Source organism: Planktophila warneckei (SeqCode), assembly GCF_965234675.1.
Classification (GTDB): Bacteria; Actinomycetota; Actinomycetes; order Nanopelagicales; family Nanopelagicaceae; genus Planktophila; species Planktophila warneckei.
This window is the reverse complement of the sequence record NZ_OZ248350.1, coordinates 632,715-647,005: the sequence shown is the minus strand read 5'-3', so window position 1 is coordinate 647,005 and position 14,291 is coordinate 632,715. Positions and strand designations below refer to the sequence as shown.

The following is a 14,291-nucleotide window of genomic DNA, read 5'->3' as shown; positions in this document are numbered from 1 at the left end:
ATACGGGCGGTACTCAATAAAGCCTTGAAGACCTTGGATCGAAATCCTGGTTTCTTCGCCTTATTAAGCCCAGAGGTTTGGCATTTTCAGCCGTCCCCTCAGGACCCAACAACGTGCCTAGTTAATTTTCACTCAGAGCTAAGTTTCCACTCCCACGAATGGGCTGTACTAATAGATGATTTTTTAAACAAACCTAAGTCAATGCTCCACTTATGAGCTCAACTACTAAATCCCGAAACCTTGTCCGAGTGAGTTGATTGCTCCTTAGAAAGGAGGTGATCCAGCCGCACCTTCCGGTACGGCTACCTTGTTACGACTTCGTCCCAATCACCGATCCCACCTTCGGCAGCTCCCTCCTTGCGGTTGGGCCACTGACTTCGGGTGTTACCGACTTTCGTGACGTGACGGGCGGTGTGTACAAGCCCCGGGAACGTATTCACCGTAGCGTTGCTGATCTACGATTACTAGCAACTCCGACTTCATGGGGTCGAGTTGCAGACCCCAATCCGAACTGAGACTGGCTTTCTCGGATTCGCTCCACCTTGCGGTATTGCAGCCGTTTGTACCAGCCATTGTAGCATGCGTGCAGCCCAAGACATAAGGGGCATGATGATTTGACGTCATCCCCACCTTCCTCCGAGTTAACCCCGGCAGTCTCCTGTGAGTCCCCAACTAAATGCTGGCAACACAGAACGAGGGTTGCGCTCGTTGCGGGACTTAACCCAACATCTCACGACACGAGCTGACGACAACCATGCACCACCTGTATACAGACCTTGCGGCTATGACATCTCTGCCATATTCCTGTATATGTCAAGCCTTGGTAAGGTTCTTCGCGTTGCGTCGAATTAAGCCGCATGCTCCGCTGCTTGTGCGGGGCCCCGTCAATTCCTTTGAGTTTTAATCTTGCGATCGTACTCCCCAGGCGGGGCACTTAATGCGTTAGCTGCGTCGCAGAGACCGTGGAAGGTCCCCACAACTAGTGCCCACCGTTTACGGCGTGGACTACCAGGGTATCTAATCCTGTTCGCTCCCCACGCTTTCGCTCCTCAGTGTCAGTAATGGCCCAGAGTCCTGCCTTCGCCATTGGTGTTCCTCCTGATATCTGCGCATTCCACCGCTACACCAGGAATTCCAGACTCCCCTACCATACTCAAGCTCGCCCGTATCGAATGCAGGTCTGGGGTTAAGCCCCAGAGTTTCACATCCGACGTGACGAACCACCTACGAGCTCTTTACGCCCAATAATTCCGGACAACGCTTGCACCCTATGTATTACCGCGGCTGCTGGCACATAGTTAGCCGGTGCTTCTTCTGCAGGTACCGTCACTTTCGCTTCTTCCCTGCTGAAAGCGGTTTACAACCCGAAGGCCTTCATCCCGCACGCGGCGTCGCTGGGTCAGAGTTTCCTCCATTGCCCAATATTCCCCACTGCTGCCTCCCGTAGGAGTCTGGGCCGTGTCTCAGTCCCAGTGTGGCCGGTCGCCCTCTCAGGCCGGCTACCCGTCGTCGCCTTGGTGAGCCATTACCTCACCAACAAGCTGATAGGCCGCGAGATCATCTTCAACCGAAAAACTTTCCAGATCCACAGATGCCTGTAGATCTCATATCCGGTATTAGCCCCGTTTTCACGGAGTTATCCCAGAGTTGAAGGCAGATTTCTCACGTGTTCCTCACCCGTTCGCCGCTAATTCACACCCGAAGGTGCTTCATCGCTCGACTTGCATGTGTTAAGCACGCCGCCAGCGTTCGTCCTGAGCCAGGATCAAACTCTCCATAGAAAGTTTTCATCTTGGCGATCAGACAAACAAACTGTCGTTTAATTTGTCATTTATATACCAAAGGAAATCAACGGGTATAGCTTTTTATGGCTATACCTCATTGAGGTATTTATATATTTGCCGTGGTTCTTAATTAATCAAAAGCATTGTAAAACAATGATTTTTCGCTATTGAAAGCATGACTAACTAAGCCACTATTGGCATTGACTTATGGCACGCTGTTGAGTTCTCAAGGTACGGATGCGCACTGCTTTTCAGAATTTCTCCTGATTTTCAGGGCAGATCGCCAAACTTAGTGCATGCATGCAGGCGCGGTCAAACCGGCCTAAATGAAGTACTTAATCTGGCTGACGCTCAATCTCTTGAGCATCGACGCCTACTGTCCGGCCTAAATCGTCCGTTCCCAGCAAGGAGCGTAACTATACATACGCCCCAAGGACCGGTCAAATCGGCATGGCCGGATCCTGGCTAAAGCTATAAATCGGTCAAAAATGCGAATTATCCACGCCCGCTAGCGTTTTACCGCGCTTTTTGGATATTTACGCTAATTCGACGGCAGCGAGATCTCGCTTACCTTTTCGCAAAACTGCGTATTTTCCGCATAAAAAGTCAGATTTTGAGGGTCTGAAATCTTCGCCGGAAATCTTTTGGTTATTGAGATATGCGCCACCTTCTTTAACGATGCGGCGCGCAGCTGATTTCGAGTCAACGACGCCAGTTGCTGCTAAGAGATCTACCCACGTTGGAATCTCTTCATTAGCTGAAATTGTTGTTCGTGGAAGTTCAGCAAGTGCTGATGAAAGTGTTGCTTCATCAAGTTCTGCTAACTCTCCTTGACCAAATAATGCACGCGCAGCAGCTTCTACTCGTTGTGTTGTTTCTTCTGAGTGAACAAGTGAAGTTAATTCTCGAGCTAATGCACGATGCGCTTCACGTAAACCTGGGTTTTCGCTATGTGTTTTTTCAAGTTCTGTAATTTCTTCATGAGACTTGAATGAAAATACCTTTAGGAAATTGATTACATCTTTGTCATCACTGTTTAACCAGAACTGGAAAAACGCATAGGGCGAGGTCATTTCGGGATCTAGCCATACTGATCCGCCAGCGGTCTTTCCAAACTTAGTTCCATCAGCTTTCATCAGTAGCGGAACGGTTAAAGCGTGACCGCTCCCCTGTTCAACGCGACGAATAAGATCAAGACCCGCAACGATATTTCCCCACTGATCAGATCCACCTACCTGCAATGTGCAGTTGTTGCGTCGGTACAGTTCGAGAAAATCGTAGGACTGTAAAACTTGGTATGAAAATTCGGTGTAAGAAATGCCGCCACCTTCAAGACGTGCAGAAACTGAATCCTTTGAAAGCATCTGATTAACGCTGAAATGCTTACCGATATCGCGCAAGAATTCGATCGCACTTAGTGGTGAAGTCCAATCAAGATTGTTAACAACCTGTGCTGGATTCTTAGGTGCATCGAAATCTAAAAATGCAGAAACCTGCATGCGAATTCGGTTAACCCAACCTTCAACAATTTCTGTGCTGTTAAGAGTTCGTTCTTCATTCTTACCGCTTGGGTCTCCGACTAATCCAGTTGCTCCACCAACCAATGCAATGGGGTTGTGTCCTGCTAACTGGAAACGGCGCAAAACTAGAAGCACCACAAGGTTCCCCGCGTGTAATGAAGGTGCTGTTGGATCAAAGCCTACGTACAGCGTTGTTGGCTTCTTAAGCGCTTCTAAGAGTGCCGCCTCATCTGTTGATTGGGCTAATAATCCACGCCAGCGAAGATCTTCAATCAGGTTCATGCGCTCATCATCTCTGAAAATGCCTTGTGCTTGCTGGCAATTTCTTTACTAGTTTTTTCATTGGCGGCTAATGCATCTTTAATCTGTTGTGCCACTAAAACTGGAGCAGTGCCACCAGATGTGGTGCGAGAGTTCAGGGCGCCATGAACCGTCAATACATCGCGCACTCCCCCATCAAGTTCTGGGTGAACCTGAAGGAACTCTGCATCAGTTAGTTGGTGCAATTGGCGATTGGAAGCTTCACAGATCGCAACGCACTTACCTGCAGCTTCATGTGCATGAGCGAAGGGAACATTCTTCTTCGCTAAGTAATCGGCGATCTCAGTAGCTAAAGAGAAACCAGTTGGTGCAGCCAGCGCCATCTTTTCGCGATCAAAATCTGTTGTTGCAACCATTCCGGTAACTGCAGGCAGAACTAACATCAAAGTGTCGATGCTGTCGAACAAAGGCTCTTTGTCCTCTTGTAAATCACGATTGTAAGCAAATGGCAAACCTTTGAGCATTGTTAAAACACTCATGAGATTTCCTACTAGTCGACCAGATTTTCCGCGGGCAAGCTCTGCCATATCGGGATTTTTCTTTTGCGGCATGATCGAAGAGCCCGTTGAATATGCATCTGCAACCTTTGCCCATGCAAACTCTTGCGAAGACCAAATAGTCCACTCTTCGCCGATGCGTGATAGATGATTTCCGATCATTGCAAAGATGAATAGTGCTTCGGCCACATAATCACGATCGCTGACCGCATCAATACTGTTTGCAAATGTTGATTCAAACCCTAAGTTCTTTGCAGTAAACGCAGGTTCTAGTGCAAGTGATGATCCGGCAAGGGCTCCTGCACCTAATGAGCTAACCGAAGTACGAGCTAGCCAATCATTAATCCGATCCAAATCACGAGCAAATGCATGTGCATGCTTTGCTAATTCATGGCCAAAGGAAACTGGTTGTGCATGTTGGATGTGCGTAAATCCTGGCGCAGGATCATTTACATACTCTGCGGCTTTTTCTAGGATCGCCGTTTGTAGTGCGGTCACCAAGGTTGCAATTTCGAGCATGTGATCAATTGAGAAAAGTCGAAGATCTGTTGTGACCTGATCATTACGAGAACGTCCAGCACGAAGGGCTCCCCCGACCGCGCCTAACTTGTCAGTTAATCCCCGTTCTAAGGCGCTATGAACATCCTCATCGGAATCGATAGCTGTAAATCTTCCGCTAGCCACCTCAGTCGCAAGCTCTTTAAGCGCCTTCAGAATGGCTTCCGCATCCTTAGGAGCGATCAAGCCGCTCTTATTCAAAATCGCAAGGTGGGCCATAGATGAGCGCAGGTCATATGGCGCTAAACGCCAATCAAAGTGCACGCTTCTGGACAAGGCGAAGACCGTGTCTTCTGGTCCTTGCGCAAAACGTCCGCCCCATAGAGCCATTACTTCCTCTTCCCATCACCTTGTGCGTAAGCAAGCAATTCTTTCGCTAAATGTGCTCCACCTGTTGCTTTCTTCGATACCAAAATTATCGTGTCGTCCCCGGCGATAGTGCCTATAACTCCAGTTAATCCCGCGTGATCCAAAGAGCTAGCTAAGAATTGAGCTGCACCTGGCGGAGTATGGATTACAGCCAGATTAGCGCTGTGATCGACAGACAAAATCAACTTTGATGGCATTGGAGTACTGCGAACAATCGCATCATCTGAACTTTCTCGGATTTGATAGGTGCTTTCGCCATCTTTATTGCGTGCTCGTACTGCGCCAATCTCTTCAAGATCACGGCTTGCTGTCGCTTGCGTAACTTTATATCCCGCCTTTTTTAGGAGCGTCACCAAATCAGATTGAGAATGTACGAGGCCTGCTTGGATAAGAGCAATTGCCTTAGCTCTACGAGCAGAAACAGATTGTGCGTTATTTGGCATCTGACATCACCTTCTTAAAAATCGCAATAAATTTCTTAATCTGTGCATCGGTCACAATCAATGCGGGAGCAATGCGAATGGTTGTTGGGTTTGCAGCATTTACCAAAACCCCTTCAGCAAGAAGAGCGTTCGCAATATCTGCCGACTTCAAACTGCTTAGTTCGATTCCAAGAAGTAAACCCGCACCACGTACTTCAGCAACTCCAGGAATTACCGCTAGCTCTTGCATCAAATGCGCACCCTGCTTTTCAACCTTTGCAAGAATTCCAGCGGTTTCAATAAATTTAATAGCAGCTAAACCTGCAGCAGTTGTTACTGGGTTGCCACCAAAAGTGGATCCGTGATCTCCTGGTTGGAATAGATCTGCCGCTTTTCCTAACGCGATCATTGCTCCTAGTGGCAATCCGCCGCCAAGCCCCTTTGCCAAGGTAATAACATCTGGAGTAATTCCGGAGTATTCATAACCAAACCAATCACCGGTACGACCCATACCTGTTTGCACAGCATCCATCACTAAAAGTGCACCCTTGTCATCACATAGTGCGCGAAGCTGTTGTAAGTAATCTGCTGGCGGAACAATTACTCCTGCTTCACCCATGATCGGTTCGATAATCACCATTGCGGTTTTTTTCGTAACCGCTTTGCGCATCGCCTCGATGTCACCGTAAGGCACATGCTTAACGCCTTTGATCAACGGCAAGAATGGTTCGCGCTTAGAAGGCTGCCCGGTAAGGGATAAAGCCCCCATAGTGCGACCATGAAAGGCACCTTGTGCCGCAACAACGCGTACTTTGCCAGTACGACGAGAAAGTTTGAGAGCTGCTTCATTTGCTTCAGCACCTGACTGGCAGAAGAAAACCTTTGCATTCTTATCACCCGTCATCGCAGTTAACTTTTCAGCTAACTCAATAGCTTGAGGATGTGCATAAAAATTACTGACGTGGCTTAAAGTCGAAACCTGCTTGGTAACAGCTTTAACGATGGCAGGATGTGCATGTCCCAAGATACTTGTGGCAATTCCGCCAAGAAAATCAAGGTACTGCTTGCCATCGGCATCAGTGACGACAATGCCTTTGCCTTTCACAAGAGCAATAGTCGGAGTTCCGTAGTTATTTTGAACAACTGTGCTCCAACGATTGAGCATCTTCTTGTTTGTCATGCAACCACCAACGTTCCGCCTGTACCAGCTAGCGCTGATGCAAAGCTATCGGGATCTGTACCATCAATGATTCGAACCGCCTTTGCGCCAAATGACAAAGCATCTAATGCGGCTTGTACTTTTGGTGCCATTCCTTCAGCAAAGGTAGCCTTGATTGACTCTAGTTCTTCCGCACAAATCGATTCGATGAGCGAACTCTTATCCGGCCAATTGCGATAAATACCAGCAACATCAGTCATGACAATTAGTGCCGAAGCTTCAAGAGAAGCAGCAATTGCAGCTGCAGCAAAATCCGCGTTGACGTTAAGCCCTGTTTTCAAATCAACATCTGAAGATACTGGTGCAACTACTGGCACGATTCCTTGCTCAAGAAGTTGCAGAAGTTGTGCAGGATTTACCGATTGGACATCCCCCACAAAACCTAGATCCGCGGGAGTTCCATCAATTAAAGATCTTCGACGTTGTGCAATCACAGTTGGAAGTGCTCGCGCTGATATCGCCTGAGCCTTGATGCCTGATTTGCTGAGCGTTGCAGCAACCTGATGACCCACTTGATTAACCAATACATCTTCAACAACATCAAAGATCTCTTGTGTTGTGACTCTAAAGCCACCAATCCATTGGCTTTCGATGTGCTTAGCCTTTAGGGCGGCATCAATTTGAGGACCGCCACCATGTACAACCACAACCTTTTCACCTGTTGCTAAGGCAGCGGAGATGGCTTTAGCAAAGTTACCGTTCTCATCCTTCATGGCGTGGCCGCCGAATTTAACGACGATCATGTCGAGTACGCAGAGTTCTCGTGAACATAATCATGAGTGAGGTCGTTGGTCATAATCGTCGCTGTTGCTGTACCGATCTTTAAATCGATTTCAATTTCCACTAAACGTGCATCGAAGTTGACCGTGGATTTATCGGCATCAGGTGCACTGTTGGTGCATACCTGCACACCATTGAGTTTCACATCGATCGCAAGTGGGTTCATGTCAGCATCAGCGGTACCTACCGCAGCTAGTACCCGTCCCCAGTTAGGATCTCCGCCAAAAATTGCAGCTTTCAGTAGGTTGTTACGCGCACAAGCACGTCCAACTTCCACTGCATCTTTCTCAGAGGAAGCATTGAGCACCTTGATCGCGACAGTCTTACTTGAGCCTTCAGCATCGGCAATCAGTTGAGCCGACAAAGTCCCACATACATGCATCAGCATGTCTTCAAGATCGTTATCTGAGATCTTTACTCCACTGGCACCTGATGACATGAAGAGCACTGTGTCATTAGTAGATGTGCAACCGTCAGAATCGATGCGGTTGTAGGTGCGGTCGGTTGCGCGTTGAAATATTTCCTGAGTGTTGTCAGAAACAACTGCATCGGTCATAACCACAGATAACATCGTGGCAAGTGCTGGGGCTAACATTCCGGCACCCTTCGCGATACCAGCAAAAAGAGCGCCATTAAAGTTCGCGGTAGCGATTTTTGCAACAGAATCAGTTGTCATGATTGCTTGCGCACTTGTTTGCAACCCATCGTTATCCATCAACGGAGCAATAGCATCAAGCCCTGCAACAATCTTTGGCATCGGCAATAGTTCACCAATTAATCCAGTTGAACAGACAATTACTTCACCTGATGAAACATTAAGTAGCTGTCCAACATGCTCTGCAGTCTTATGGGTATCTGCAAAACCTTGTGGGCCGGTGCAAGCATTTGCTCCCCCGCTATTGAGAACAACTGCTCGTACGATTTCACCCTCTGCAACTTGTCGTGACCAAATAACCGGGGCGGCAACAACTTTATTGGTTGTAAAAACAGCGGCCGCGTTGAAGTTCGGGCCTTGATTTTCAATAAGAGTTAAATCAAGAGCACCCGTACTTTTCAGGCCTGCAGCAATTGAAGCTGATCTGAAACCTTGCGGAAGCTTCATGCGCCGATTCCATCAAGTGCTAAACCGCTATTTTCAGCTAAGCCGCAAATCAAGTTTGCATTTTGAATTGCTTGGCCCGCTGCACCTTTACCAAGGTTGTCGATAGCAACAGACACAACTAAGCGTTGAGTGTGTTCATCAACTGCAACTTGAATTTGAACCTTGTTGCTTCCTGTGACAGCACTCGTCTTAGGCAACTGTCCGAGTGGCAGGAGATCTACAAAGAACTCGTGTGCATAATGTTTTGCATAGAGGTCATGTGCTTGCTGAGTTGTTAAAGCAGTTGTCAGTTTTGCGGTAATTGTCGCCAGAATTCCACGGGGCATTGGCGCAAGGATGGGCGTAAATGAGATCTTCGCTTCCTTTTGCGCGACAGCAGATAATGCTTGTTCGATTTCAGGCGTGTGTTGATGTACACCGCCAAATTTATAAGATGTAAGAGATCCCATTACTTCACTACCAATGAGATTAATCTTTGCGCTTCTTCCGGCACCGGTTGTGCCAGAGGCTGCAACTACAACGATGTCGGAGCAATCAATGAGAGCAACCGCTGGTGCAATGCCAAGAGAAATCGAGGTTGCATAGCAACCCGGATTTGCAACCTTGCTCTCTTTTTTTATCGCTTCACGTTGACCTACTGCAAGCTCAGGTAGTCCATACACCCAAGATCCTGCGTGCTTGCCGCCGTAATACTTTTGCCATTGGTTGGCATCTTCTAATCTGTAATCGGCACCCAAATCAACAATCTTCACATGGGCAGGAATTTGAGCAATCAATGCGGCAGATTCACCATGTGGCAACGCTAGAAAGACAAGTTCTATATGTGAAAAATCGATGGAATCAGCGGTTGCAAACTCACGACCAGCGTAACTTTGTAATTGAGGGTGAAGAGCAGTTACCTGCTCCCCTGCATTTGAATGAGCGCTTACAACTGAGACCTCAAAATGTGGGTGAATCGCCAGGAGCCTTAATAGCTCTCCGCCTGCATACCCACTTGCACCAATGACCGCTGTTTTCATGGCTCCAGCGTAAGGGATTATCAATAATTATGCAATCTTATGCATAATTATGCGGTTCGTACAACAGCTCCGAACTTGGTCGCGGCCACCGCAGTTGCAGCCTCACGCATAGCCGAGACCTCTTCTCCTGTAAGTGTGCGATCAGCTGCACGGAATACCAAGGTGAAGGCTAGGGAAATCTTGCCATCCCCGATCTTGTCGTAGCGATCAAAGAGGGTAATTGACTCAAGCAACTCGCCAGCACCTTCTCGCAACGCACCTTCAATATCTGCGGCGCTCACCGTTGCATCAACAATCAAGGCAACATCTTGAACTGCAGCAGGCATAGTTCCAACTGTTGTTGGGCGAACAAGGGTTGAGTCTGGCAATGCATTGAGTGCCACCGCAAAGGCAACAGAGCGTTCTGGCAGTCCATATGCCGCAACGATGCGAGGGTGAAGTTCACCTGCGTGAGCTACCGCTTTTCCATTAACGATTAATTCGGCACAACGACCTGGATGCCACGGTGCGAGATCGGAGCGAGCAACACTCCATTCAAGATTGCACAAAGCCAAAATGTCTTGTGCAAAGGCGATTGCATCCTGCCAGTTATAGGCGCGTGCTTTTCCTTGCCAATTCTCATTTTCCGTCTTTCCAACGAGCAACCCTGCAACGTGATAACCCTGAGTTGGAACGCTTGCAAAGATTTCATCAATCAGCTTTTGATCCGGACGCTTTGATAAATCAGGAGAAATCGCAGGAACTAACTTTTGAGAGCTACGGAAGATTGAGCCCATTTCAAAGATCGCAAAATCCTTTGCTCCGCGGCTGATATTGCGCTGCGCAACTTCAATAAGTCCTGGCACCAAGTGAACACGCATCAATGGGAACTCTTCAGACATTGGGTTTGCAACCTTGTAAGTCGAAGCGCGTTCGCCAACAAAACCCATGGAATCAATCGTTGCCTGATTTGTAAATGGAAAGGTTTGAACCTCGGCCAATCCGCGGCTGGCAAGCATGGTTGCTACAGCGCGACGGCGCTTTTGCGTTGGGGTCAAAGTTGCGTGTAAAGGTCGAGGTGGAAGTATTGATGGAATTTTGTCGTAGCCGATCATGCGGGCTACCTCTTCAGTGAAATCTGCAGCGGTCAGTAGATCTGAGCGCCAAGATGGAGGATCGATAGTGAAGCTCTTTTCATCAACATCGCATCCAATTACACGAAGAACTTCGGCAACCTTGGCCGCCGGAACTTCAAAGCCCAAAATCCTCGAAATGTATGTGGGATCAATAGTGACCGTTGGGGCATAAACAGGCTCGCCATCTACAACTGTTGCAACATGTTGTGCAGAGCTATGGGCGGTCAGCAGTTGAACAAATCGTGCCGAAGCAAATTGCGCCAAAGAGGGATCAACGCTTCGTTCTAAACGACGAGAAGCCTCGGAAGATAGTTTGTGACGGCGTGAATTCTTTGCGATGCATACAGGATCGAACCGCACCGCTTCGAGTGCGATATCTGTAGTTGTTTCGGTGATCTCTGAAGACAAGCCGCCCATTGTTCCGGCAAGTGCTAACGGTTGTTCATCATCGCAGACCATCAAATCATCTGGATCCAACTGGCGTTCCTGGCCATCAAGGGTTACAAACTTTTGAGCAGACCCTGCGCGCTTGATCGTTAATCCGCCCTTGATCTTTGATTTATCAAAGGCGTGCAAAGGCTGACCAAGTTCGAGCATTACGTAGTTGGTTATATCTACAACTAAGGAGATGGAACGCATCCCCATCTTTTCAATTCGGCGGCGCATCCAGATTGGAGTTGTTGCTTTAGGATCAAAGTTAGACAGCGTGCGCAGATAGAAAACTGAAGCTGTCGATTTGTCAGCGATCTTTGCAGATACACCTTTGCCGGTTTCTTCAAATTTAAGACCACGTAATGCATCTACTGGATCTGTGAACTTTAGATCGAGCGAACCCGCTACCTCGCGTGCTATTCCGCGAATGCTCAAGGCATACCCACGGTCAGGGTTTACAGCTACATCAAAGATCACATCATTGATCTGTAGAACTTCAATTGCATCTGCGCCGATTGTGACTTCACCTTCAGCAAAAACCATAATGCCCGCATGGTCATCGCTGATTCCTAATTCGCGAGCTGAACAGATCATTCCATTTGAAGTTTTACCATAGGTTTCGCGTGCGCCAATTTTAAAATCACCAGGAAGAATCGCACCTGGTAGCGCTGCTACTACTAAATCCCCCACTGCAAAGTTTGTTGCACCGCAAATCACATAACGAGTTTCACCTTCGCCACAATCAAGCCCCACATAGCGAATTGGCTTCTTAAATTCAGTGATCTCTTCAATTGTTAATACCTTTGCAAACTTCAGCGGACCGGTTAAATCAGCGCCTTGGTGAATGATCTCTTCCACCTCAAAACCAACTCGAATAAGGCCATCTGAGATTTGATCAGCTGTAACTGTTGAAGGAATCTCAACAAACTCTTTGATCCACGATAAAGGAGCGCGCATTACAGGCCAACTCCAAACTGACGGGTGAAACGAAGATCGCCTTCAACAATGTCATGCATGTCTGTAATGCCGTGGCGAACCATGAGTGTTCGTTCTAGACCCATACCGAATGCAAATCCACTGTAGACATCTGTGTCGATTCCACATGTAGCCAAAACCTTTGGGTTAACCATTCCGCAACCGCCCCATTCGATCCAGCGATTGTTAAAGAAGATATCTACTTCTGCGCTCGGCTCGGTGAATGGAAAGAATGATGGACGAAGACGTGTAGTGACATCAGGCCCAAACATGTGTCGAGCAAAGTTATCCAGCGTTCCCTTGAGGTGTGCCATTGTGATTCCCTTATCAATGACGAGACCTTCAACCTGGTGGAACACAGGGCTATGAGTTGCATCTAACTCATCGGCGCGGAATGTGCGCCCAGGACATACAACGTAAATTGGTGGTTGCTGCGTCAACATCGTGCGAATTTGCACAGGAGATGTGTGGGTGCGTAAAACCATTCCTGATTCAACTGGTTCGATGAAAAATGTATCCTGCATTGTTCGAGCTGGGTGATCGGCAGGAATATTTAAGGCATCAAAGTTAAGCCAGCCAGATTCAAGTTCTGGACCTTCTTCTACTGCAAAACCTTGTTCGATAAAGAAATCTGAAACTTCATTCTTAATAATTGAAATGGGATGCAGCCCACCACGGTGAGAGCGATTAACGGGCAAGGTAATATCAACAACCTCTTCGAGCAAAACTTTACGGTCGCGCTCTGCTTCTAGAACAGCGGTCGCTTCAGCAAGTGCTTGGGCAATCGCCGCCTTAGCCTCTCCGATTACCTTTCCGAATGAGGCCTTATCTTCAGGTGACAAAGCACCAAGTCCGCGGGATGCCAAGGCAATTGGAGATTTGTCGCCGGCATGTGCCAAGCGAGCTGATTTCAGCGAATCCAGATCTGAAGCGGAGGCGAAAGCCTTACGGGCATCTTCAACCCAGGCAGAAATTTCCTCTACGCGCATGGGGAGAACTCTATCGGGAAGTGCTTTATTTACGCGGCATATTTGATAGGTGATACATAACAATCGAGGCTGCTGCAGAAAGATTAAGACTTTCAGCATTGCCTGGCATCGGAATGCTTACCGCTTCAATTGAATCCACCTGCTGCGCCGTTGATAGGCCTCGCGCTTCATTGCCAAATACTGCTGCGATGTCCCCCGTTGGCTGAAATTCATTTAATGAATGTGAGCCCGAAGCGCCAAGTGAAAATGGTTTTACTCCGAGATTAATTAGCTCTTCCAACGGTATCGATTCAAAAACAGGAATGTGCCACAAGGATCCAGCGGTGCTGCGAACTACCTTTGGTGAAAACATATCAACGCTTCCAGGAGATGTAAGAACAGCATCCATTGCAAATGCATCAGCTGATCTCAGAATTGTTCCGGCGTTACCTGGATCCTGAACTTCGGAAAGATAAATAAATTGACGTGAACCATTTAATGAGATCGATTTCAAATCTGTTGTAGGAATAGTGCAGATTGCCAATATGCCTTGTGGAGTGATGGTTTCTGACATTTCCTTCATGACTTCATCACTTACATCTACAACATTGAATTGTGTGAGATCTGCAATCTCTTCTACCTTAAGTCGGCCATTCGTCGTCAGATACAAAGTTTCGATCTGAGGACCACTTTGTGCAACAAGTGCTTCGCGGGCGCATTGCATTCCTTCTGCAACGAACTGCCCAGTGCTCTTTCTTTCCTTTACTCCCCGAGAACCAATAAGAGCCTTAACTCGCGCAACATGTGGCGAGTTAAGGCTCTCAATCATTATTGGAACTTAGAGTGATGCAAGAGTCTTGCGAGCAACATCCACAAGAGTCTTGAATGTTGCAGGATCATTAGTCGCTAGCTCTGAAAGAACGCGACGATCAACCTCTACACCTGAAGCTTTTAGGCCCTGGATGAAACGGTTGTATGTAAGACCATGTTCGCGGCAACCAGCGTTAATACGCTGGATCCATAGGCGACGGAAATCGCCCTTCTTATCTTTACGGTCATTAAATGCATAAACCATTGAGTGCGTAACTTGCTCTTTCGCCTTTGTGAAAAGACGTGAACGTTGTCCGCGGTAACCGCTGGCACGTTCAAGAGTTGTACGACGCTTCTTAGCTGCGTGGACTCCGCGCTTTACTCTCATTTAACCCGCTCC

11 protein-coding genes and 1 rRNA gene are annotated in these 14,291 nt (G+C 47.8%); all 12 read right to left on the bottom strand.

Annotation, left to right across the window (positions count from 1 at the left end; translation table 11 throughout):
• Window positions 1-268: 268 nt before the first annotated feature.
• Window positions 269-1,781: ribosomal RNA gene (locus tag AC8GFU_RS03385) — 16S ribosomal RNA — on the bottom strand.
• A 539-nt stretch (window positions 1,782-2,320) separates the two neighbouring features.
• Window positions 2,321-3,586: a tyrosine--tRNA ligase gene (gene tyrS / locus AC8GFU_RS03380; RefSeq protein WP_506627100.1), complete on the bottom strand. Its 1,266-nt coding sequence runs from the start codon at window positions 3,584-3,586 to the stop codon at window positions 2,321-2,323.
• Window positions 3,583-5,010 carry an argininosuccinate lyase gene (argH, locus tag AC8GFU_RS03375; RefSeq protein WP_506627099.1) on the bottom strand — a complete coding sequence of 476 codons (1,428 nt, stop codon included), beginning with the start codon at window positions 5,008-5,010 and terminating at the stop codon, window positions 3,583-3,585. Before argH ends, tyrS begins: the two co-directional genes overlap by 4 nt.
• Window positions 5,010-5,492, bottom strand: coding sequence for an arginine repressor (locus AC8GFU_RS03370; protein ID WP_506627098.1), 483 nt, complete (start codon window positions 5,490-5,492; stop codon window positions 5,010-5,012). The genes argH and AC8GFU_RS03370 overlap by 1 nt, the downstream gene beginning before the upstream one ends.
• Window positions 5,482-6,651: an acetylornithine transaminase gene (locus AC8GFU_RS03365; RefSeq protein ID WP_506627097.1), complete on the bottom strand. Its 1,170-nt coding sequence runs from the start codon at window positions 6,649-6,651 to the stop codon at window positions 5,482-5,484. The genes AC8GFU_RS03370 and AC8GFU_RS03365 overlap by 11 nt, the downstream gene beginning before the upstream one ends.
• Window positions 6,648-7,403: an acetylglutamate kinase gene (gene argB, locus AC8GFU_RS03360; RefSeq protein ID WP_506627096.1), complete on the bottom strand. Its 756-nt coding sequence runs from the start codon at window positions 7,401-7,403 to the stop codon at window positions 6,648-6,650. The genes AC8GFU_RS03365 and argB overlap by 4 nt, the downstream gene beginning before the upstream one ends.
• 26 nt (window positions 7,404-7,429) lie before the next feature.
• A complete protein-coding gene (gene argJ / locus AC8GFU_RS03355) occupies window positions 7,430-8,572 on the bottom strand; it encodes a bifunctional glutamate N-acetyltransferase/amino-acid acetyltransferase ArgJ (RefSeq protein ID WP_506627095.1) in 1,143 nt (380 codons plus the stop codon).
• On the bottom strand, window positions 8,569-9,591 hold the full coding sequence (gene argC, locus AC8GFU_RS03350) for an N-acetyl-gamma-glutamyl-phosphate reductase (protein WP_506627094.1): 1,023 nt from the start codon (window positions 9,589-9,591) through the stop codon (window positions 8,569-8,571). The genes argJ and argC overlap by 4 nt, the downstream gene beginning before the upstream one ends.
• A 47-nt stretch (window positions 9,592-9,638) precedes the next feature.
• Window positions 9,639-12,095, bottom strand: a complete 2,457-nt coding sequence (pheT, locus tag AC8GFU_RS03345; protein ID WP_506627093.1) for a phenylalanine--tRNA ligase subunit beta — start codon at window positions 12,093-12,095, stop codon at window positions 9,639-9,641.
• The gene (gene pheS / locus AC8GFU_RS03340; RefSeq protein WP_506627092.1) at window positions 12,095-13,102 is read right to left on the bottom strand and encodes a phenylalanine--tRNA ligase subunit alpha; all 1,008 of its coding nucleotides are present in this window, start codon (window positions 13,100-13,102) and stop codon (window positions 12,095-12,097) included. The genes pheT and pheS overlap by 1 nt, the downstream gene beginning before the upstream one ends.
• Before the next feature lie 25 nt (window positions 13,103-13,127).
• Window positions 13,128-13,910: a TrmH family RNA methyltransferase gene (locus tag AC8GFU_RS03335; RefSeq protein WP_506627091.1), complete on the bottom strand. Its 783-nt coding sequence runs from the start codon at window positions 13,908-13,910 to the stop codon at window positions 13,128-13,130.
• A gap of 9 nt (window positions 13,911-13,919) precedes the next feature.
• A complete protein-coding gene (gene rplT / locus AC8GFU_RS03330) occupies window positions 13,920-14,279 on the bottom strand; it encodes a 50S ribosomal protein L20 (protein WP_506627090.1) in 360 nt (119 codons plus the stop codon).
• Between the last annotated feature and the right edge of the window lie 12 nt (window positions 14,280-14,291).

Coding starts and splice junctions, on each gene's coding strand:
- tyrS (WP_506627100.1), bottom strand. CDS start 3,586: ATGAACCTGATTGAAGATCTTCGCTGGCGTGGATTATTAGCCCAATCA.
- argH (WP_506627099.1), bottom strand. CDS start 5,010: ATGGCTCTATGGGGCGGACGTTTTGCGCAAGGACCAGAAGACACGGTC.
- AC8GFU_RS03370 (WP_506627098.1), bottom strand. CDS start 5,492: ATGCCAAATAACGCACAATCTGTTTCTGCTCGTAGAGCTAAGGCAATT.
- AC8GFU_RS03365 (WP_506627097.1), bottom strand. CDS start 6,651: ATGACAAACAAGAAGATGCTCAATCGTTGGAGCACAGTTGTTCAAAAT.
- argB (WP_506627096.1), bottom strand. CDS start 7,403: ATGAAGGATGAGAACGGTAACTTTGCTAAAGCCATCTCCGCTGCCTTA.
- argJ (WP_506627095.1), bottom strand. CDS start 8,572: ATGAAGCTTCCGCAAGGTTTCAGATCAGCTTCAATTGCTGCAGGCCTG.
- argC (WP_506627094.1), bottom strand. CDS start 9,591: ATGAAAACAGCGGTCATTGGTGCAAGTGGGTATGCAGGCGGAGAGCTA.
- pheT (WP_506627093.1), bottom strand. CDS start 12,095: ATGCGCGCTCCTTTATCGTGGATCAAAGAGTTTGTTGAGATTCCTTCA.
- pheS (WP_506627092.1), bottom strand. CDS start 13,102: ATGCGCGTAGAGGAAATTTCTGCCTGGGTTGAAGATGCCCGTAAGGCT.
- AC8GFU_RS03335 (WP_506627091.1), bottom strand. CDS start 13,910: ATGATTGAGAGCCTTAACTCGCCACATGTTGCGCGAGTTAAGGCTCTT.
- rplT (WP_506627090.1), bottom strand. CDS start 14,279: ATGAGAGTAAAGCGCGGAGTCCACGCAGCTAAGAAGCGTCGTACAACT.